17 protein-coding genes are annotated in these 19,560 nt (G+C 62.0%); 11 read left to right on the top strand and 6 right to left on the bottom strand.

Annotated elements, in window-relative coordinates; genetic code table 11:
- Positions 1–4: 4 nt before the first annotated feature.
- From mmsB to ACK4FJ_RS15650, 3 genes are read right to left on the bottom strand one after another with little or no spacing between them, the layout of a single operon-like run.
- Positions 5–895 (bottom strand): 3-hydroxyisobutyrate dehydrogenase, encoded by an 891-nt coding sequence (mmsB, locus tag ACK4FJ_RS15640; protein ID WP_409767651.1) that lies wholly within the window; start codon positions 893–895, stop codon positions 5–7.
- Between the two features lie 45 nt (positions 896–940).
- Complete coding sequence (locus tag ACK4FJ_RS15645; protein ID WP_409767652.1) at positions 941–1,990, bottom strand: enoyl-CoA hydratase/isomerase family protein; 1,050 nt, start codon at positions 1,988–1,990, stop codon at positions 941–943.
- A 22-nt stretch (positions 1,991–2,012) separates the two neighbouring features.
- On the bottom strand, positions 2,013–3,164 hold the full coding sequence (locus ACK4FJ_RS15650) for an isobutyryl-CoA dehydrogenase (protein ID WP_409767653.1): 1,152 nt from the start codon (positions 3,162–3,164) through the stop codon (positions 2,013–2,015).
- Between the two features lie 154 nt (positions 3,165–3,318).
- Between ACK4FJ_RS15650 and ACK4FJ_RS15655 the strand changes: the two genes are divergently transcribed.
- The 3 genes from ACK4FJ_RS15655 to hemB are packed head-to-tail and all read left to right on the top strand — an operon-like array spanning position 3,319 to position 6,852.
- Positions 3,319–5,559: an ATP-binding protein gene (locus ACK4FJ_RS15655; RefSeq protein ID WP_409767654.1), complete on the top strand. Its 2,241-nt coding sequence runs from the start codon at positions 3,319–3,321 to the stop codon at positions 5,557–5,559.
- A 51-nt stretch (positions 5,560–5,610) separates the two neighbouring features.
- On the top strand, positions 5,611–5,838 hold the full coding sequence (locus ACK4FJ_RS15660) for a transcriptional regulator (protein ID WP_409767656.1): 228 nt from the start codon (positions 5,611–5,613) through the stop codon (positions 5,836–5,838).
- Entirely contained in the window at positions 5,839–6,852 is a 1,014-nt protein-coding gene (gene hemB / locus ACK4FJ_RS15665) for a porphobilinogen synthase (protein WP_409767657.1), read from the top strand.
- A 25-nt stretch (positions 6,853–6,877) separates the two neighbouring features.
- On the opposite strand, the gene ACK4FJ_RS15670 is transcribed toward hemB, so the two are convergent.
- Complete coding sequence (locus tag ACK4FJ_RS15670) at positions 6,878–7,762, bottom strand: NAD(P)-dependent oxidoreductase (protein ID WP_409767658.1); 885 nt, start codon at positions 7,760–7,762, stop codon at positions 6,878–6,880.
- Positions 7,763–7,976: 214 nt separating this feature from the next.
- Here ACK4FJ_RS15670 and ACK4FJ_RS15675 point away from each other — a divergent pair, with 214 nt between their 5' ends.
- From ACK4FJ_RS15675 to ACK4FJ_RS15705, 7 genes are all read left to right on the top strand, one after another.
- Entirely contained in the window at positions 7,977–8,573 is a 597-nt protein-coding gene (locus tag ACK4FJ_RS15675) for a hypothetical protein (protein ID WP_409767659.1), read from the top strand.
- An 82-nt stretch (positions 8,574–8,655) separates the two neighbouring features.
- Complete coding sequence (locus tag ACK4FJ_RS15680) at positions 8,656–11,073, top strand: penicillin acylase family protein (RefSeq protein ID WP_409767660.1); 2,418 nt, start codon at positions 8,656–8,658, stop codon at positions 11,071–11,073.
- A gap of 106 nt (positions 11,074–11,179) precedes the next feature.
- Complete coding sequence (motA, locus tag ACK4FJ_RS15685; RefSeq protein WP_409767661.1) at positions 11,180–12,040, top strand: flagellar motor stator protein MotA; 861 nt, start codon at positions 11,180–11,182, stop codon at positions 12,038–12,040.
- Positions 12,041–12,060: 20 nt separating this feature from the next.
- Positions 12,061–13,227: a flagellar motor protein MotB gene (locus tag ACK4FJ_RS15690; RefSeq protein ID WP_409767662.1), complete on the top strand. Its 1,167-nt coding sequence runs from the start codon at positions 12,061–12,063 to the stop codon at positions 13,225–13,227.
- Complete coding sequence (locus ACK4FJ_RS15695; protein WP_409767663.1) at positions 13,227–13,730, top strand: RDD family protein; 504 nt, start codon at positions 13,227–13,229, stop codon at positions 13,728–13,730. Before ACK4FJ_RS15690 ends, ACK4FJ_RS15695 begins: the two co-directional genes overlap by 1 nt.
- A gap of 73 nt (positions 13,731–13,803) precedes the next feature.
- Positions 13,804–14,526, top strand: a complete 723-nt coding sequence (locus ACK4FJ_RS15700; RefSeq protein ID WP_409767664.1) for an arginyltransferase — start codon at positions 13,804–13,806, stop codon at positions 14,524–14,526.
- 199 nt (positions 14,527–14,725) lie between these two features.
- The gene (locus ACK4FJ_RS15705; RefSeq protein ID WP_409767665.1) at positions 14,726–15,820 is read left to right on the top strand and encodes a TRAP transporter substrate-binding protein; all 1,095 of its coding nucleotides are present in this window, start codon (positions 14,726–14,728) and stop codon (positions 15,818–15,820) included.
- 75 nt (positions 15,821–15,895) lie between these two features.
- On the opposite strand, the gene ACK4FJ_RS15710 is transcribed toward ACK4FJ_RS15705, so the two are convergent.
- A complete protein-coding gene (locus ACK4FJ_RS15710; RefSeq protein WP_409767666.1) occupies positions 15,896–17,290 on the bottom strand; it encodes a TRAP transporter large permease subunit in 1,395 nt (464 codons plus the stop codon).
- A gap of 4 nt (positions 17,291–17,294) precedes the next feature.
- On the bottom strand, positions 17,295–17,843 hold the full coding sequence (locus ACK4FJ_RS15715) for a TRAP transporter small permease subunit (RefSeq protein ID WP_409767667.1): 549 nt from the start codon (positions 17,841–17,843) through the stop codon (positions 17,295–17,297).
- Between the two features lie 546 nt (positions 17,844–18,389).
- Between ACK4FJ_RS15715 and ACK4FJ_RS15720 the strand changes: the two genes are divergently transcribed.
- Positions 18,390–19,517 carry a TRAP transporter substrate-binding protein gene (locus ACK4FJ_RS15720; RefSeq protein WP_409767668.1) on the top strand — a complete coding sequence of 376 codons (1,128 nt, stop codon included), beginning with the start codon at positions 18,390–18,392 and terminating at the stop codon, positions 19,515–19,517.
- Positions 19,518–19,560: the final 43 nt, after the last annotated feature.

The raw sequence follows: 19,560 nt of genomic DNA on the forward strand, positions 1-19,560 counted from the left end.
TTCGTCAGGCCATGCTGCGGATCATGCGGATGATGCCCGAATAATCGGACGGTCCGTTGCCGCCCTGAACGTATTCGGAAAACAGTGCGGTGGCCTCGGCGCCCAGCGGGGTCTGTGCCCCGGCGCTGCGCGCCGCTTCCTGCGACAGCTTAAGGTCCTTCAGCATCAGTTCGGCCGCGAAGCCCGGCTTGTAATCGCGATTGGCCGCCGAGGTCGGCACCGGACCGGGCACCGGGCAGTGATTGACCAAGGCCCAGCAGGAACCTGACGAGCTGGAGACAATATCGAACATCGCCTGCGCCGAAAGCCCGAGCTTTTCAGCCATCACAAAAGCTTCCGACACGGCGATCATGCTGATGCCCAGCACCATGTTGTTGCAGATCTTGGCGACCTGGCCATTCCCTGCCCCGCCAGCATGCACGATCTTTTTGCCCATGGCCTCAAGGATCGGCTTAGCCCTGGCGAAGGCCGCATCGGTTCCGCCGACCATGAAGGTCAGCGCAGCATTCTCTGCGCCGGCCACGCCACCCGATACCGGCGCATCCAGCATCAGCATGCCCTTGGCTTCGGCTGCGGCAATGGCTTCGCGGGCGGATTTCACGTCGATGGTCGAACTGTCGATGAACAGCGTGCCGGGACGCGCCGCCGCCAGGATGCCCTTGTCGCCGGTATAGACGCTGAGCACATGTTTGCCCGCCGGCAGCATGCTGATCACGGCATCCACATCTTGCGCGGCTTCCTGCGCCGAGGCGGCCTTGGTGCCACCCGCCTCGATCACTTTCTGCACCAGCTCGGGCATCAGGTCGAAGGCTTTCACCTTATGCCCGGCTTTCAGCAGGTTGCGCGCCATCGGGCCACCCATGTTGCCGACGCCGATGAAACCGATATTCGCCATGATGTTCCTCCGCCTGTGTTCTTGTGGTTTGTGTTCTTGTGGTTGTCAGTCGAACTGCAGTTCGCCCTGCGGCACTGGTTCGAAATATTTCTCGATCTCGGCATCCGAAACCGCTTCCAGCGTCGCCGGCTGCCACTTCGGATGGTGATCCTTGTCGATGATCACGGCGCGCACGCCTTCATAGAAGTCATGGCCTTCCGCCACGTGATTGCACATGCGCCACTCCAGCCGCATGCAGTCGCGCAGCGACAGGCTGCGGCCGCGCCGCAGCTGGGCGAAGGTGAGCTTCACCGAGGTGGGCGATTTGGCACGGATGGTGCGAGCCTGTTCTTGCGCGAAGTCGCTGCCATCGGCTTCCAGCGCCGTCATGATTTCGGCCACCGTGGCACCGGAGAAGAGCCGGTCGATCTGGGGCTTCGCCTGCGCCAGCGCCGAAGGGCCGGGATCGGCGGCAAAGCGTGCCACGACCGCATCGACAGCAGCCTTGTCGGCCGGTGCGGCGGCAACCAGCGCTTCTTCAAGGGCTGCCATTTTCTCACGTGGCACGAAATGCGTGGCGACGCCAGCCGCGATGATGTCGGCGCCTTTCAGCCGCGTGCCGGTCAGGCCCAGATAGGTACCCAACTCGCCCGGGCAGCGCGGCAGGAAATATGTGCCGCCGACATCCGGGAACAGGCCGATACCGGTCTCCGGCATGGCGAAATGCGCATATTCGCTGATGATGCGATGGCTGCCATGCACCGACAGACCCACGCCGCCACCCATGAAGATGCCATCGACCAGGGCAATAAAGGGCTTGGGGAATTCGCCGATCAGTGTGTTGCAGCGGTATTCGTCATGCCAGAAGCTGCGACGGTATTCGGCGCCGCCCGGCTCGCGGTCGGCCAGCTTGCGGATATCGCCGCCGGCGCAGAAAGCCTTCTCGCCGCTGCCCTTGATGATCACGGCCTTCACGGCAGGATCCTTCGCCCAGTCGCGCAGATGGCGTTCCAGCGGCACGCACATGTCATGCGTCAGGGCATTCAGGGCTTTCGGGCGGTTGAGTTGGATGGTGGCAACGCCGTTGCGAACGGAAAACAGGATATCGTCGGTCATGGTGTCCTTGAGGGTACGTCAATCAATCGTGAAAAGAGCCTGACAGCAGCGCACGGGATATGATCACCCGCATGATCTCGTTGGTGCCTTCCAGAATCTGGTGCACGCGTGAGTCGCGCAGATAGCGTTCCACCGGATAATCCTTCAGATAGCCGTAACCGCCATGCAGCTGCAGCGCCTCGTTGCAGATGGCAAAGCCGGAATCGGTGGCCAGCCGTTTGGCCATCGCGCAGTACATCGTCGCCTCGGGGTGCTTGGCATCCAGCATCGCGGCCGCCTGACGGATCATCAGCCGCGCGGCAGCCAGATCGGTGGCCATATCGGCCAGCTTGAACTGCGTGGCCTGGAAACTGGCAATGGCATTGCCGAACTGCTTGCGGTTGGCGACATATTCGCGCGCCGTGGTCAGGCAGGCCTTGGCCGCGCCCAGCGAGCAGGCGCCAATATTGATCCGGCCGCCATCCAGCCCTGCCATGGCGATGCGGAACCCCTCGCCTTCGCCGCCGACCAGGTTGGCTTTCGGCACCTTGCAATCCTCGAAGATCACCATGGCGGTCGGCTGGCTGTTCCAGCCCAGCTTGCGTTCCTGCGCACCGAACGAAAGGCCCGGCATGCCCTTCTCGACGATCAGGCAGGAAACGCCGCGCGCGCCCGTCTCGCCCGTCCGCACCATGCAGACATAGATATCCGAGCGCCCGCCGCCTGAGATGAATGCCTTGGTGCCGTTCAGCACGTAATGATCGCCGGCATCCGCGGCCTTGGTCTGCAGCGAGGCGGCATCGGAACCGGCATTGGGTTCGGTCAGGCAGTAGGAGGCGAAACTCTCCATGCTGCACAGGCTGGGCAGGTAGCGCTGACGCTGCGCCTCGTTACCGAAACGATCGATCATCCACGCGGCCATGTTATGGATCGAGATATAGGCCGCCGTCGACGTGCAACCCGCAGCCAGCTCCTCGAAGATGATCGCGGCATCCAGACGGCTCAGGCCCGAACCGCCCACATCGTCGCGCACATAGATTCCGCCAAACCCGAGCGCGGCGGCTTCCCTCAATTCCTCGACCGGAAAGTGCTTGTCCTCATCCCAGCGGGCGGCATTGGGCAGCATGCGATCGGTGGCGAAACGGCGCGCCGTTTCCTGGATGGCCCGCTGATCATCGGATAACTCGAACAGCATTGCGTTTTCTCCCTTAATGCGGGTCTTAATCGCCCCTCCAACCGCCGTCAACGCTCCAGCCGCGCCGAGTCTCCGGTAGAATCTTGCGCCAGAGTCGCATGCCTGCCTTCCGCATGCTAGCTTTGCGCCCCGCCATGACCTGTCATTTCAACCGATGCTGACGCCAGCCCCTTCCGCCGCGCCGGACTCCCCGGCCGCAGCCGGCTGGCCATTGCGCGGCATAGCCTACAGCCTGGCCATCGTTCTGCTGGGCATGGCCTTCCTGCTGGCCTATCCGCCATTCCTGACCGGCGTCATGACGACCGCCCTGCCTGGCCATTCACCATTCCATGCCGATATAGCGCTGGCCGCTTTCCTGGCCGGCATCGCCCTGCTGACACGTGATCGCTATTCGATATTTTCCCGCCTGGTTGCTGCGGGCCTTGCCCTGCTTTGCCTCGGAGGTTTGCTGGGCACGATGCAGATGCCCGGGCTGCAGCATGTTGCCGCGACCTTCGACACCCTGAGCCCGGTTGAACGCTGGTTCGGCCATATGGGGCCGGTCGTCGCCATCGGCGGCCTGATCGGTGCGCTTCGCCTCTGCGTCAAGCCGGCTGTCAACGCCACTGCCGGGAATGTGCCCCTGGGCTGGACCATCGCCATGACAATGCTCGCCATGGCCACCATGCTGGCCATGGCCGCCCTGGATATCCTGCCGCAGGAACCGGAATGGGCATCCCATGCTGCAGCCCTGCCCGACGGCGCTGCGTTGCTGTTCCTGTTCGGCGCCGCCTGTGCGGCACGCACCTATTATCCGTCGGTCGATATTTCTCCGCCAAGCCTGCTGGTCGCCCAGGCGGTCGTGCTGATCGGCGGCATCCTCGCCTCGTTCACGCTCTGGCAGGCCAACCTCGCTACATCGTCTGATCGGCTGGTGCCTGCCCTGTCGCTGATGGCCTGCCTGGTCGCCACCTACATGATCGCCGGGCTGATCACCCTGGCGATGCGCGTGATGATCCAGCAGCGTGCCATGGCGGCCGCCCGCAGCGCCCTGCAGGCCAGCAACGATCTGTTTGAAGCGGCCGCACGCAGCAGCCGGCTGGGTATCTGGGACTGGAATCTGGCCAGCGGCGATCTGTTGATCATCGCCAACTACCTGCAGGACAGCGGCCACCCGTCGCCGCTCGCCGCGCGCAGCACGATCACCGAGTTCAACAGCCTGATTCACCCCGACGATGCGGCCCGCGTCGCCCGCCAAGTCAACGACAGTCTGCGCAGCGGCCGGCCGTATGAATGCGAGTTCCGGATACAGCGCGGCAACGGCCAGTATCTATGGGTGCTGGCGCGTGCGGATGTGACGCGCAATGCCGCCGGCCGGCCGCTGCGCATGATCGGCAGCCTGGAAGACATCGACCAGATCCGCCGCCAGATGAACGAACTCGAATGGCAGCGCCAGATGCTGGAGGAACAGTCCGTCAAGCTGGCCGAAACGGCCCAGGCCCTGACTCTGGCCCGCGACGCCGCCGAAGCCTCGCACCGTGCGAAGTCCAGTTTCCTTGCGATGATGAGCCATGAAATTCGCACCCCTATGAACGGCGTGCTGGGCATGCTCAGCCTGATCCATCGCGACGAGCAGGACGCGGCGCTGAAGCGCTATGCCGAGGTGGCCCAGCAATCGGCACGCGATCTGCTGGGACTGATCGACGATATCCTCGACGTTTCGAAACTGGAGGCGGGAAAGCTGCAGATCGAGTCCATCGATTTCGATCTGCATCCCACCATCGAGAACGTGCTGACCCTGATGGCGCCCCGTGCGCGCGAGGGCGGCAACCGCCTGAATCTGGATATCGCGCCGGATGTGCCTGAGCATGTGATCGGCGATCCGCTGCGCCTTCGCCAGGTGCTGACCAACCTGCTGGGCAATGCGATCAAGTTCACCGAGAATGGCGACGTCACCGTCACGATCACCAGCACCGCGCTGCAGAATGGCGAGTTCATGCTGCATTGCGCCATTCGTGACACAGGCATCGGCATCGCGCCCGACCAGCAGGAAAAACTGTTCGAACCCTTCACCCAGGCCGATGCCTCGATGACACGCCGCTACGGCGGCACGGGTCTAGGCCTGACCATCTGCCGACATCTGGTGCATCTGATGGGCGGCGAGATCGGCGTCGTCAGCGCTCCCTGCGCCGGATCGACATTCTGGTTCACCATTCGCTGCCGCGAGGATGTCGAACTGGCCGCCAGGCTGTCGGGTCGCGACCAGCCTGTCCTGCCGGCGCCGGCGCGGCCGCCGGCCAATGACGCACCGGTTGCGACGCCAAAGCTGGATCAGGACATGACTGATCTGCTCGACCAGTTCGACCGTCTTGCCGGCCGGCCGCCACGCGGCGGCGGCGGCGTTACGGGGCATTAACCAGCCTGCCCCATACTTGCATTGTCCAAGGCGGACTTGCGAGGTCTGGTCATGCTGCCAATCCATCCCGGCCTTCTGCTGGAGCGGGCGATTGCCGCCCATGGCTCCGACCCTGACCATTTTCACCGCGAAGCCCGCATGCCCAGGAAACTGCTGCGCATGGTCCTGAGCGGCGAAAGGCCGATTTCCTTCGGCCTGGCCCTGCGGCTCGGTCGTATTTTCGGTACATCGCCCTGGGTCTGGATTGCGTTTCAGGAGCGGTTTGATAAAGCTCTCTGAATGACCGAGAGCATCGCCCCCCTTCCGCCCTTTCCCGCCTCGCGCCCGCGCCGCCTGCGCCGTTCCGACTGGAGCCGCCGCCTGGTGGCCGAAAACCGCCTCAGCGTCGACGACCTCATCTGGCCGATCTTCGTCCATGGTGGTAAAACCAATATCCCGATCCCGTCGATGCCGGGCGTCGAGCGGTTGAGTATCGACAATGCCGTGGCAGCCGCGAAAGAAGCGGAAGCCCTCGGTATTCCCGCCATCGCACTGTTTCCGGCCACCGATCCCGGATTGAAGACCGATGATGGCCGTGAGGCCCACAATCCGGACAACGTCGTGTGCCGCACGGTGCGCGCCATCAAGGCCGCCACCACCAATCTGGGCGTGCTGTGCGACGTGGCGCTCGATCCCTATACCTCGCATGGCCATGACGGCCTGCTGAAGGACGGACAGATCCTGAACGACGAAACCGTCGCCGCCCTGGTGCAGCAGGCCCTGGTGCAGGTGCGCGCCGGCTGCGACATCATCGCGCCGTCCGACATGATGGATGGCCGCATCGGCGCCATCCGCTCGGCGCTCGAGCAGGAAAAGCTGCAGCATGTGCAACTCATGGCCTATGCCGCGAAATATGCCTCGGCCTTCTACGGCCCGTTCCGTGATGCGGTCGGCTCGGCCGTGAATCTGGGCGTGGGCGACAAGCGCACCTACCAGATGAACCCGGCCAACGGTGATGAGGCCCTGCGCGAGGTGGCGTTGGACATCGCCGAAGGGGCCGACATGGTGATGGTGAAGCCCGGCATGCCGTATCTGGACATCTGTTGGCGCGTGAAGCAGGCCTTCCGCCTGCCGACCTATGCCTATCAGGTGTCGGGGGAATACGCGATGCTGGCGGGCGCTGCCGAACGCGGCTGGCTGGACCGCAGCCGCGTGGCGCTTGAAAGCCTGCTGGCCTTCAAGCGTGCAGGCTGCGACGGTGTGCTGACTTATTTCGCCCGCGACATCGCGCGCATGCTGGCCGAAGGCAAATAACTCCGGCCGCCATGCCCATCTGCCGTCAGTGCTTCTTGGTCTTGGTTGCTTCCAGACGCGCCATCAGACTCGACGTGTCCCAGCGGTTGCCGCCCATCTGCTGCACTTCGGCATAGAACTGGTCCACCAGCGCTGTCACCGGCAGGCTGGAGCCATTGCGGCGAGCCTCGGCCAGGCAGATGCCCAGATCCTTGCGCATCCAGTCGACCGCGAAGCCGTAATCGAACTTGCCTTCGATCATGGTCTTGTGCCGGTTGTCCATCTGCCACGAGCCCGCGGCACCCTTGGAAATCACTTCCACGGCCTTCATCAGGTCGAGGCCGGCAGCGCGGCCAAAGGCCAGGGCTTCCGCAAGTCCCTGCACCAGACCGGCGATGCAGATCTGGTTCATCATCTTGGTGAGTTGTCCGCTGCCCGGACCGCCCATCAGGTTCTGCATCTTGGCATAGGCCTGGATCACCGGCTTGATCTTCTCGTAGTCGGCCGCCTCGCCACCGCACATGATGGTCAGTTGGCCATTCTCGGCACCGGCCTGGCCGCCGGAAACCGGGGCATCGATGAAGCCGAAGCCCGCAGCCTTCGCCTTGGCGTGCAATTCGCGGGCGACATCGGCCGAGGCCGTGGTGTGGTCTACGAAGATTGCTCCCTTGGCCATGCCGGCGAAGGCGCCCGTCTCGCCATACACCACCGAACGCAGATCGTCGTCATTGCCCACGCAGGCCATGACGAATTCGGCCCCGGCGGCGGCGGCCTTCGGACTGGCGGCTTTCTCGCCCTTGTGCTGGGCCACCCAGCGGTCGGCTTTTTCTCCGGACCGGTTCCAGACCGTGACCGCATGACCGGCCTTAACCAGATGCCCAGCCATCGGATAGCCCATCACGCCCAGACCAATAAAAGCCACTTTCGCCATCGTTCCCCCCTAAAAAAACAAATTAAATGAAGCAGTTATGGTTAACCGCGATCTTGTGTGAAGTCTGCCCTAACCTTGCCGTCGGGGCAATCTTCTAAATTAACACTACTGCCGAGACTATTCGCAGCGCACAAACAATTTGCGCTTGCAAATCCGCGATTTTTATAGTAAATACACAATCGAGTAACCATATTTGGCGTGGGAGAAGCCCATTATGCCGCTCGAGACCATTGGCAGTTACGCCGTGGCGGGCAGCAGCGGTGCGATAGCCCGCGGTGCCCGTACAGTAACAGATAGCGATTACTCGACACCCGCTGATGACCTCACTGGCTTCGCGGGTCTTTCAGCGCGTTCTGGCGGCAATCAGAACAATATCATCACCATTCCCTCGCCATCCCGCAATGTGGCGGCTTATCTCAGCCCGTTCATCCGGCTTGATCTGGTAACCCGACTCGCAATCGTTGAAATCCGAAACAGCGAAACCGGCGAAGTCCAGCAGCAGTATCCCAGCCCGCGCGTGGTGCGTGAGTATCAGCAGAACCAGATCGAAGCTTCGGAACTCCGGGCGCAGTTCGGGAAAGGCGATCAGGAAACTGAGAAGGCCCCGGTGCAGCCGGTCACTTTCGATACGACGAATAATGGCGCTGAAGAGGTTCCGGCCACTGCGTCGGCACCCACGCAGTCGGCACAACCTGCTGCTCCGGCGCCCGCGCCGGCGCCGCCTGCGTCACCCATTCCCAGTGCTGCTCTGGCTGCATTCAGCAGCGTGCAGAACAGCCTTACAGGCGGTCGCGAACTCGCCGTAGCCTGAATAAGGCAAGTATTTTTTCAATCCTGCAAATCACTTGCGAATCTGTTAAGTCTGCTCGGGTCTTTATGCTGAGCGGGGATTGATGCGCTGGTTCGTCCGTATTTTTACGATTCTGTTTCTGCTGGCTGGCATGGTTGCCGGCGCCTTGTACATCACGGCCCGCCTGTCCCTGCCCGATATGAGTGGCGACGTCACGGTTGCCACGCCATTGTCCGGGCCGGTCGAGATCGTGCGCGACCGTCATGCGGTGGCCCATATCCGTGGTGCCAGCCGTGCCGACGCCGCCTTTGGCCTCGGATATGCCCATGCCCAGGACCGCCTGTGGCAAATGGAGGTGCAGCGACGCGTCGCGGCAGGCCGCCTGTCGGAAGTGTTTGGTCCGCAGGCGCTCAACACCGATAAATTCATCCGCACACTCGGCATCCGCCGCAAAGCGATCGCCGCCTTTGCCGCGCTGCTGCCCGATACGCAGGCCTATCTGCAGGCCTATGCCAACGGCGTGAATGCATTTCTCGAAACCCGCTCTGGCCCTCTGCCGCCGGAATTCCTGATCTTCGACATCGTGCCTGAACCCTGGACGCCGGCGGATACGCTGGGCTGGCTAAAAATGATGGCCTGGGACCTCGGCGGCAACTGGGGCAGCGAACTGGCCAGGCTGGGATTGTCGCAGCGCCTAACCCGACAACAGGTCGAGGATTTCTATCCGCCCTATCCCGGCGACGCGCCGGTGGCGCTGGCCGATTTCAGCGATCTGTATCGTCAGGTGGCCGACGCCATCGATGTCGAGCGTCTTCAACAGATACTGCCGCCGCCGCGGCCGGAGGGCCTTGGATCGAACAACTGGGTGGTCAACGGCAAGCGCACCGTGACCGGACAGCCCCTGCTGGCAAACGATCCGCATCTTGGCCTGACGACACCCGCCATCTGGTATTTCGCGCAGATGGCCTCGCCGTCCGGCGCAGTGATCGGCGCCACCCTGCCCGGCGTGCCCGGTGTGATCCTCGGCCATAACGGCCGCGTGGCCTGGGGCTTCACCAATACCGGTCCGGATACGCAGGACCTGTATATCGAAAAGATCGATCCAGCCGACTCATCCCGCTACATCACGCCAGATGGCAGCGCACCCTTCATCCTGCGTGAGGAGATCATCACGGTACGCGGCGCTGACCCGATCAGCCTGACGGTGCGCGAAACCCGCCATGGCCCGATCATTTCCGATGTGCATGATACCTCCAGGCGACTGCTCGAACCGGGCTATGCGCTGGCATTCAGTTGGACCGCCCTGCGCGACGACGACACCACCGCCGATGCACTGACCGGTGTGGACACGATCACCGACTGGTCCAGCTTCATCAACAACTACCGCCGTTTCGTCTCTCCGCAGCAGAACATCGTCTATGCCGATCGCGAGGGGAATATCGGGTTCCTTGCCCCTGGCCTCGTGCCGATCCGTAAACCGGAAAACGATTTGAAAGGTCTTGCGCCTGCGCCGGGTTGGGATGCCCGCTACGACTGGGCCGGATTCATCCCCTTTGATCAGCTTCCCCGCAGTTACAATCCGCCGCAGGGCATGGTGGTGACGGCGAACCACAAGATCGTGCCGGACAGCTATCACTATTTCATCACTTCGGAATGGGCAGAACCATTCCGCGCACGCCGGATCGAACATCTGCTGCGCGAGCGACCGATTCATTCGGTTGAAAGCTTCAAGCAGATACAGGGTGATACCCTGTCCTTGATGGCGGCGGAAATACTGCCGTTTCTGCTCGGCGCGCCGCTGAAGCCTGCGCCACGGAATTCTGAATTGCCAACCGCCCATGCCATGCTGATGGGATGGGACGGCACAATGGCGATCAGTCGCGCCGAACCCCTGATCTTCCAGGCCTGGTATCGCGAGCTGACCCGTTTGGTGCTCGCCGACGAACTGGGCGAAGTCTTCACATCCCTGTGGCGGCACCGCCCGATCCTGATGAAAAACATTCTCAGCAATACAGACGGTCAGTCTCGCTGGTGCGGCAATGTCGCGACCGGGGCGACAAGCCCTTGTTCTACTCTTGTCGCCGAAGCCCTCGACCTCGCTCTCGATGATTTGAAGGGCCGTTACGGTTCCGATCTCAGCCGCTGGCGCTGGGGCGATGCCCACCACACCCGCGCGCCCCACCGTCCGTTCAGCAATATCCCGGTTCTGCGGCGCTTCTTCGAGGTCGGCACCCCCAGCCCCGGAGACACATTCACGGTTAACGTGGGCCGCAACGATCTGGGCGATGACCAGGAACCCTATGCCAACCGTCATGCCGCCTCATTGCGGGCGATTTACGATCTGGCCGACCTCAACCGATCCCAGTTCATGCACTCGACCGGGCAATCCGGGCACCCGCTTTCGCCGAATTATGGCGATTTTGCCGCCCCCTGGGCTGCGGTGCAGTACATTCCCATGTCGTTACGCCCGGCCGACATCGAGGCTGGCGCGCTGGGCCGGGTGCGTCTCAGGAATGAGTAAATATCATTGCTTTTTCAATATTCTATTTACCCGCCGCATACGATAAAAAAGACTTGGGTTGACGTGTATCCGGCCGAATCGCCGGACGCGGGCATGGAGAGTTGGGATGCTGGTTATCATCGGCTCGGTTATTGGCCTGGGTTGCGTGCTCGGCGGCTACATGGCCATGGGCGGCAAGCTGGCCGTGCTGTGGCAGCCGTTCGAGCTGGTCATCATCGGCGGCGCAGGTGTCGGCGCATTCATCGTCGGTAATCCCAAGCCGGTGCTGAAAGCCGCGCTGAACGGCTTCAAGCTTTCCTTCAAGGGGCCAAAATACACCAAGGACGATTACCTCGAGCTGATGTCGATGATGTACAGCGTGTTCAAGCTGGCCAAGAGCAAGGGCATGCTTGCGCTTGAACAACACATCGAAAAGCCCGAAGAGAGCAAACTCTTCACGCAGTTTCCGAAATTCATGGCCGATCATCACGCCATGGATTTCCTGTGCGACTATCTGCGCCTGATGACCCTTGGCAGCGAAAACCCGCACGAGATGGAATCCCTGATGGACATGGAGCTCGAAGTCCATCACCAGGAAGATCACTTGGCCCAGGCCGCCCTCACCGCCTTCGGCGAAAGCTTCCCGGCGCTGGGCATCGTCGCCGCCGTGCTAGGCGTGATCAAGACCATGGGCTCGATCAGCGAGCCGCCGGAAGTGCTGGGCAAGCTGATCGGCGGCGCGCTGGTCGGCACCTTCCTCGGCATTTTGCTTTCCTACGGCATCGTCTCGCCGATCGCCGCCGCCTGTAAGGCAACTCAGGAACATGACCAGAAATACATGCTCTGCATGAAGGCCGGCCTGCTGGCGCATCTGCAGGGCTACGCGCCAGCGGTGTCGGTGGAATTCGCGCGCAAATCGCTGATGTCGAACGTGCGCCCGACCTTCTACGAGGTCGAAGAGGCGACCAGTAAAGTGCAGTCTGTGTAATGCAGCGGGACGATTGATCCATGGCAGCGGTCGACGGCGAACGCCCAATCATCGTCAAGAAGATCAAGAAGGCGGCCCATGGTCATCATGGCGGCGCCTGGAAGGTGGCGTATGCCGACTTTGTGACGGCGATGATGGCCTTCTTCCTGCTGCTGTGGCTGCTGAATGTGACCACCGACGAGCAGAAGAAGGGCGTGGCCGACTATTTCTCGCCGGCTTCCGTCAGCCGCAGCCTGTCTGGTGCCGGCGGCGTGCTTGGCGGCCGTACCATCCTGGAAGACGGCGGCAAGATTTCCAGCTTTGGCCTGCCAACCGTGATCGTCGGCCCTTCGGCCGAAAAGAGCGATCAGGAAGACCAGCCGCAATACGACCAGAAATACCCCGACGCCCGCCAGCCACCGCCCGCGGCGGGCACGCGCGGCGACCGTTTCCAGGACCCCTCGATGGCGCAGACCGGCACCGGCGAGCAGGCCCAGATCGGTGACGGTCAACAGCAGCTGTCAGATCTACAACAGATCGACGCCCAGGCGGCGCGCGAACGTCTGGCCCAGGTGGAAGCCGAGAACTTCCGCGAGGTCGAGGAACAGATTCGTCAGGCCATCGCCAGCAATCCGCAGCTGGCTGAACTCTCAAAGCAGATCGTGTTCGACAACACCCCGGAAGGTTTCCGCATCCAGCTCGTCGACGAGGAGCAGTCCTCGATGTTCCCATCGGGCAGCGCCGGACTGAACGACAAGGCGCGTCGCCTGATGCAGCAGGTCGCTCAGGCCGTCTCCAAGCTTCCGAACAAGCTGGCGATCAGCGGGAATACCGATGCCCAGCCCTTCCGTGGCCAGGGCGCGTATTCGAACTGGGAATTGTCTGCCGACCGTGCGAACGCGGCCCGGCGCGCCATGATCGAGGCGGGGGTACCGGCGGATCGGATACGTCAGGTCACCGGCAATGCCGACCAGGATTTGCTGATCAAGGACAATCCGCTTGACCCGCGGAATCGCCGCATCGCCATCCTGCTGCTGAGCGACGCACAGAAGGCGGCAGCCGGGGGTAATGACGCCGGCGGTGGTGCAGCCCGGCAGCAGCCAGTACCTGGCGTGTTGCGTAACCCGCCGCCACCACCACCACCCCCGCCAGGCTTGAACGGCCCCGGGCCGGCGAATGGCGCCATCCGTATCCTGCCGACCCGCTGATGTCTGACAATTATCGCCCTTCACGCGGCTTGGTGCCGGAACCGCCTTATGTCCCTGCGGGCCGGATCGATGACGATCCCGCATTATATGCCGGGGTGACCGGTCGGCGATTGTTCGCCTACCTTATCGATCTTGGCGTTCTGACCGGAATTCTGATCGTCTACAAGATCATGCTTGGTCTGCTGACCATTGTGAGTTTCGGCCTGCTCACGCCACTGCTGGTGCTGATCGGCGCGGCGATCCCGATCGCCTATCACACCCTGACCATCGGAGGGGCTGCCTCGGCAACCCTGGGCATGCGCCTGTTCGGGCTGGAAGTCCGGGTCTGGAATGGCGGCAAACCGGGATACCTGCAGGCCCTGCTCCATACCGCCGCGTTTTATGTGACGGTCAGCTTCACCGGCGGCCTGATCCTGCTCTGGGCGCTGTTCAACAACCGCGGCCGCTGCCTGCACGACATCCTGTGCGGAACCCTGGTGGTGCGGAGGCCGTTGGGCGGGTGAAACGTAGAATCCCCCTCCCCAAGCCGGCTATTTATACTAAGCTCTACCTGACGCTTCAGCGACGGACTGCGACGTGAAACATCGCCTGCAGATACCTTTACGGCACTTCTTTGCCACGCCGCCGACCCCTTGCCCTTACCTACCGGGCAAGCTGGAACGGAAGGTGGTGACGCTGCTTGCCGGCGAGGACCCCGATGGCTTGCACAATGCGCTGAGCCAGGCCGGTTTCCGTCGTAGCCAGGATCTTGCCTATCGGCCCGCCTGCGAGAACTGCAATGCCTGCGTGCCAGTCCGCGTGCCGGTCGCCGATTTTGTGCCCTCGGTGACGCAGCGGCGAATCCTCAAACGCAATGCCGGCACCCTGGCACGGCGCCTGCCCGCGTATGCCACCCGCGAGCATTACCAGGTCTTCCGCCGCTACGTGACGGCCCGCCATGACGGCGGCGGCATGGCCGACATGGAATTTGCCGATTACCGGGCCATGGTGGAGGACAGCCCCGTGCGCAGCGGGCTGTCGGAATTCCGTTGTCCCGATGGGCGGTTGCTCGGCATTTGCCTGATTGACGAGATGAGCGACGGCGTGTCGCTGGTTTACAGCTTCTTCGATCCGGATTTCGAACGCCGCAGCCCGGGCAGTTTCATCATCCTTTGGCATATCGCCAATGCCGTTGAGCTGGGGTTGCCCTACGTCTACCTCGGCTACTGGATCGCCGAGAGCCGCAAGATGGCCTACAAGAGCCAATTCCGCCCCCTGGAAGCCCTCAACCCTGAAGGGTGGCGCCCCCTGCCCGCATAGCTTGAGGCGATTACGACGAAAGAATCATCCGTAGACAGCCTGAAAATATTGTCTTTTCAGGGTCGGCGCGGCATTTTCTTTTCAGGGTTGGGCACTTAGTTCTGCTCAAGAGAATCTGGTAACCCGACGATACTTCCTTTGTCGGGCAATCAGAGGCTGTGGCCCGTAAATGAATGCAGATATGGAGGAAACTTCTGCAATGAAACGCCGTAATTTCATCAAGGGTGCCGCGCTTGCCGGCGCCGCCACGACCGCGTCTTTTGCTGCTCCTGCCCTGTCGCAGGGCCGCATGGAGTGGCGCATGGTCACCACTTGGCCGAAGAACTTCCCGGGCCTGGGTGTTGGCGCCGAGCGTCTTGCCAAGCGCATCACCGACATGTCGGGCGGCCGCCTGACCGTCCGCGTTTTCGCCGCCGGCGAACTGGTTCCGCCGCTGCAGGCCCTGGATGCCGTGATCGAAGGCTCGGCTGAAATGAGCCATGGCGCCGCCTATTACTGGCAGGGCAAGTCCCGCGCCCTGTCGTTCTTCACCGGCGTGCCGTTCGGCATGACCTCGCGTGAACTGGCTGCCTGGGTCCGCTTCATGGGCGGCCAGCAGATCTGGGACGAAATTTACGACAAGTTCGGCGTCAAGGGCTTCCTGTCCGGCGACACCGGCACCCAGGCGGGCGGCTGGTTCCGCAAGGAGCTGACCGGCGTCGCCGACCTCAAGGGCATGAAGTTCCGTACGCCCGGCCTCGGCGGCCAGACCTGGGAAAAGCTCGGTGCCACAGTGGTGAACCTGGCCGCTGGCGAAATCTTCCAGGCCCTGCAGTCCGGTGCGCTGGATGCCGCCGAGTTTGTCGGCCCGTATAACGATCTCGCCCTGGGCTTCTATCAGGTCGCCAAGAACTACTACTTCCCGAGCTTCATCGAGCCGGGCCTGGCCACCGAAGCGGTGGTCAACAAGTCGAAGTTCTCGGCCCTGCCGAAGGATCTGCAGGCTATCGTCGAGAATGCCTGTCAGGCCGAATACGACAACACCGCGTCGGATATGTATGCCAACGATCCGGTGGCCCTGAAGACCCTGGTCGACAAGCACGGCGTCAAGATCCAGAAGTTCCCTGAGGAAATCCTCAAGGCTGGTGCCGCTGCCGCGAAGGAAGTGCTCACCACGGTCCGTAACAGCGACGATGCCCTCGTCAAGAAGACGGCCGAGAGCTTCATCAAGTCGCTGAATATCCTGCGCACCCGCACGGAAATCGTCGACAGCGCTTTCCTGATCGCCCGCGAGAAGTATTTCCAGATCTCGTAAGCTTCATACGCAAGCCAAACGAAAGGGCCCGCTGAAAAAAGCGGGCCCTTTTTTATGCCTGCTCTCGCAGACGGCTTACTTCGACAGCACCGCTTCCGGCAGCCAGGTCGCCAGTTCGGGGAAGACGAACAGCAGCACCATGGCGATAACCTGCAGGCCGACGAACGGGATGATGCCCTTGTAGATCTGGCCCGTGCTGATGCTGCTCGGCGCAACGCCGCGCAGATAGAACAACGAGAACCCGAAGGGCGGGGTCAGGAAACTGGTCTGCAGGTTGACGCCGACCATGACGCCCAGCCAGAGCGGACTGACATCCATCGCCAGCAGGATCGGCGCGGTGATCGGGATCACGATGAAGATGATCTCGAACGTATCCAGGATGAACCCGAGCACGAACATCAGCAGCATCACGAAGATGATCGCGCCGATGACACCGCCGGGCAGGCTGCGCAGCAGTTCCTCGACCAGGTTGTCGCCACCCATCATGCGGAAGGTGATCGAGAAGACCGAGGCGCCGAAGATGATGATGAACACCATCGAGGTGATCAGCGCCGTCGACATCATCACATGCCGCAGGGCTGCAAGGTTGAGCCGGCCCCGCACCGCAGCCATCAGCAACGCGCCGACCGCGCCCACCGAGGCCGATTCCGTCGGTGTCGCGATGCCGGTCAGGATACTGCCCAGCACGGCGATGATCAGCAGCAGCGGCGGCAGCAGGGCAACCAGGATATCGCGACCCAGCGATTTCCGCTCTTCCGCCGTGACTTCCAGGGCCGGACAGCTCTTGGGATCGGTCACGGCCTTGTAGATCACATACAGCGAATACAGGCCGACCAGGATCAGGCCGGGAATGAAGGCGCCGGCAAACAGGTCGCCCACCGAAACCGGGGTTGGCGCGAAATTGCCTTTGGCCATCTGCACCTGGGCATTCATGCCAGCGAGCATGTCGCCCATGAAGATCAGCACCGTGGAGGGCGGAATGATCTGCCCCAGCGTGCCCGAGGCGCAGATCACGCCGGTCGCCAGCTTGGGATCGTATCCCGCGCGCATCATCGCCGGCAGACTGAGCAGCCCCATGGTCACGACCGTCGCACCGACAATGCCCGTCGAGGCCGCCAGCAGCGCGCCGACCAGGATGACCGACAGGCCAAGGCCACCGCGCAGGCTGCCGAACAAACGCCCCATCGTCACGAGCAGCTGCTCCGCGATCTTGGAGCTTTCCAGCATCACGCCCATGAAAATGAACAGGGGCACGGCTACCAGAACCTCGTTCACCATCGTGCCGACATAACGGCCGGCGATGCTGCTCAGGTTCGAGGGATCGAATGCGCCGAGCCAGTAGCCGATCACACCGAAGATCAGCGACGTGCCGGCCAGCGAGAAAGCCACCGGATACCCCAGCATCAGCACCGCGATGATGCCGAAGAACATCAGGACGGCGAGAACCTCGCCGATCAGAACGGTATCCATGGCCTCAGCCCTCCTTCTGGTAACGAAGGGCCGGCGGTAACAGGTCTTCGCGATTCATCAGCACCAGCAGACTCCGCAAGGCCATCGCCAGGCCCTGCAGGGCAACCACAACGGCAAAAACGATGATGAAGGTTTTCAGGACATACAGTCCCGGCATGCCGCCGATATTCCCGGAGCTTTCATTGAAGCGCCAGGACCGGGCCACATAGGCCCAGCTATATGCGGTCACCATGTAAGTGAAAGGCGCCAGGAAAACGAGCGTGCCGATCAGGTCGATCCACGCCTTCCGCCGCAATTGGGCCGGCCGATAGAAAATATCGACCCGTACATGCCCTTCCTTCAGCAGCACAAACCCCGCGATGCCGGTGAACATGATGCCGTTCATCCAGACATAAAGGTCCTGCATCCAGACGAAGCCGATGGAAAACACATAGCGGAGTACAACGACGGTGAAGCAGACCAGCACGATCCCGAGCGTGAACCAGGAAAACACCTGGCCCAAAAGGGTATTCATGCGGCTGATCGCCGTGATGATCAGGGCAATGGCACGCACCGAACCAATCCTCTTTTTAGGAATGAAAGACGCGGAACCGGCTTTGATCGTCGATGATGTCGCTGTGGACATCCCCCAATACCGACCGGCATCTGCCGGAACGCCAAGCCCTCGTGCCCTTCAGCGCACGCCGGCTGCCCTCCCGCATTGGGCTGGTGTTTTAAAGGATCAGTGCGGACGATACCAGTTAAACGAACCAATTAGTTTCGACCGAAAACGACGGCGCGGCCAGCGTCTGTGAAAGAAAATTACTATATATAACAAATACATATAATAATCATTCCCGCCCCGACTTCGAACTGCTTGCTGCTCGGGAGGCAGCAGATTCGACTCCTCTGAAAACGCAAACATCTGCATACGGCATTCCGCATAGAGCGCGTCAATGCTGCCTTACAAGGTTTTCCTTCATCCGCGTTGTTACGGGCAATTTGATTTCGTACTCTCCCCGCAACGTTCATCACAGCACGAGTCTGCGGGGGCGTTCGGCAGCGGGCCGCAGAGTCCGGCCCGTCAGTCGAAAACATAAAAACAGGGAGATAACAAACAATGCAGCGACGTAAGTTCCTTAAAGGCGCGGCCCTGGCCGGCGCCGGCAGCATCGGCGTTGCCGCGAGCTTTCCGGCTCCGGCGATTGCCCAGACCATGCCCGAAATCCGCTGGCGCATGGCCTCCTCTTTCCCGAAGAGCCTGGATACCATCTTTGGCGCCGGTGAAGTGGTGGCCAAGCGGGTTGAAGCTGCCACCGGCGGCAAGTTCCAGATCCGCGTTTTCGCCGGCGGCGAAATCGTGCCGGGTCTGCAGGTTCTGGATGCCGTCCAGGCCGGCACGGTGGAATGCGGGCATACCGCCAACTACTACTATATCGGCAAGGACCCGACCTTCGCCTTCGACACTGCCGTGCCCTTCGGCCTCAACGCCCGCCAGCAGAATGCCTGGATGTATCATGGCGGCGGTCGCCAGCTCATGAACGAGTTCTTCAAGGACTATAACTGCCATGCGATTCCGGCCGGCAATACCGGCTCGCAGATGGGCGGCTGGTTCCGCAAGGAGATCAAGACCGTTGAAGACCTCAATGGCCTGAAGTTCCGCATCGGCGGCTTCGCCGGTCAGGTGCTGACCAAACTGGGCGTCGTGCCGCAGCAGATCGCCGGCGGCGACATCTACCCCTCGCTCGAAAAAGGCACCATCGATGCTGCTGAGTGGGTCGGCCCGTATGACGACGAGAAGCTCGGCTTCAACAAGGTCGCCAAGTACTACTACTATCCGGGTTGGTGGGAAGGCGGTCCGCAGCTTTCGGTCATGGTCAACCTCGAGCAGTGGAACAAGCTGCCGAAGGAATACCAGGCCGTTCTGGAAGCGGCCTGCGCCGAAGCCAACGTCTGGATGGTCGCCAAGTACGACGCCCTGAACCCAGCAGCCCTGCGCAAGCTGATTGCCGGCGGCACCCAGCTCCGTGCTTTCCCGCGCCCGGTGATGGAAGCCAGCTTCAATGCTGCCGTCGAACTCTACGCGGAAACCAGCGCGAAGAACCCGAAGTTCAAGAAGGTCTTCGACAGCTGGGTCAAGTTCCGCGACGATGAAGTCATGTGGTGGCGCGTTGCCGAAAACACCTTCGACAACTTCATGATCGCTGCCTCGCAAAAGAAGAAGGCGCCCGCCAAGAAAAAGGGCTGATACACCACCGGAAAGGCCCCTCACGGGGCCTTTCTTTTTTCGA

This window comes from Ferrovibrio sp., assembly GCF_046297595.1.
Taxonomy (GTDB): Bacteria; Pseudomonadota; Alphaproteobacteria; order Ferrovibrionales; family Ferrovibrionaceae; genus Ferrovibrio.

Bases quoted from the DNA above. Each gene is read 5' to 3' on its own strand.
- mmsB (WP_409767651.1), bottom strand. From the start codon at position 895: ATGGCGAATATCGGTTTCATCGGCGTCGGCAACATGGGTGGCCCGATG.
- ACK4FJ_RS15645 (WP_409767652.1), bottom strand. From the start codon at position 1,990: ATGACCGACGATATCCTGTTTTCCGTTCGCAACGGCGTTGCCACCATC.
- ACK4FJ_RS15650 (WP_409767653.1), bottom strand. From the start codon at position 3,164: ATGCTGTTCGAGTTATCCGATGATCAGCGGGCCATCCAGGAAACGGCG.
- ACK4FJ_RS15655 (WP_409767654.1), top strand. From the start codon at position 3,319: ATGCTGACGCCAGCCCCTTCCGCCGCGCCGGACTCCCCGGCCGCAGCC.
- ACK4FJ_RS15660 (WP_409767656.1), top strand. From the start codon at position 5,611: ATGCTGCCAATCCATCCCGGCCTTCTGCTGGAGCGGGCGATTGCCGCC.
- hemB (WP_409767657.1), top strand. From the start codon at position 5,839: ATGACCGAGAGCATCGCCCCCCTTCCGCCCTTTCCCGCCTCGCGCCCG.
- ACK4FJ_RS15670 (WP_409767658.1), bottom strand. From the start codon at position 7,762: ATGGCGAAAGTGGCTTTTATTGGTCTGGGCGTGATGGGCTATCCGATG.
- ACK4FJ_RS15675 (WP_409767659.1), top strand. From the start codon at position 7,977: ATGCCGCTCGAGACCATTGGCAGTTACGCCGTGGCGGGCAGCAGCGGT.
- ACK4FJ_RS15680 (WP_409767660.1), top strand. From the start codon at position 8,656: ATGCGCTGGTTCGTCCGTATTTTTACGATTCTGTTTCTGCTGGCTGGC.
- motA (WP_409767661.1), top strand. From the start codon at position 11,180: ATGCTGGTTATCATCGGCTCGGTTATTGGCCTGGGTTGCGTGCTCGGC.
- ACK4FJ_RS15690 (WP_409767662.1), top strand. From the start codon at position 12,061: ATGGCAGCGGTCGACGGCGAACGCCCAATCATCGTCAAGAAGATCAAG.
- ACK4FJ_RS15695 (WP_409767663.1), top strand. From the start codon at position 13,227: ATGTCTGACAATTATCGCCCTTCACGCGGCTTGGTGCCGGAACCGCCT.
- ACK4FJ_RS15705 (WP_409767665.1), top strand. From the start codon at position 14,726: ATGAAACGCCGTAATTTCATCAAGGGTGCCGCGCTTGCCGGCGCCGCC.
- ACK4FJ_RS15710 (WP_409767666.1), bottom strand. From the start codon at position 17,290: ATGGATACCGTTCTGATCGGCGAGGTTCTCGCCGTCCTGATGTTCTTC.
- ACK4FJ_RS15720 (WP_409767668.1), top strand. From the start codon at position 18,390: ATGCAGCGACGTAAGTTCCTTAAAGGCGCGGCCCTGGCCGGCGCCGGC.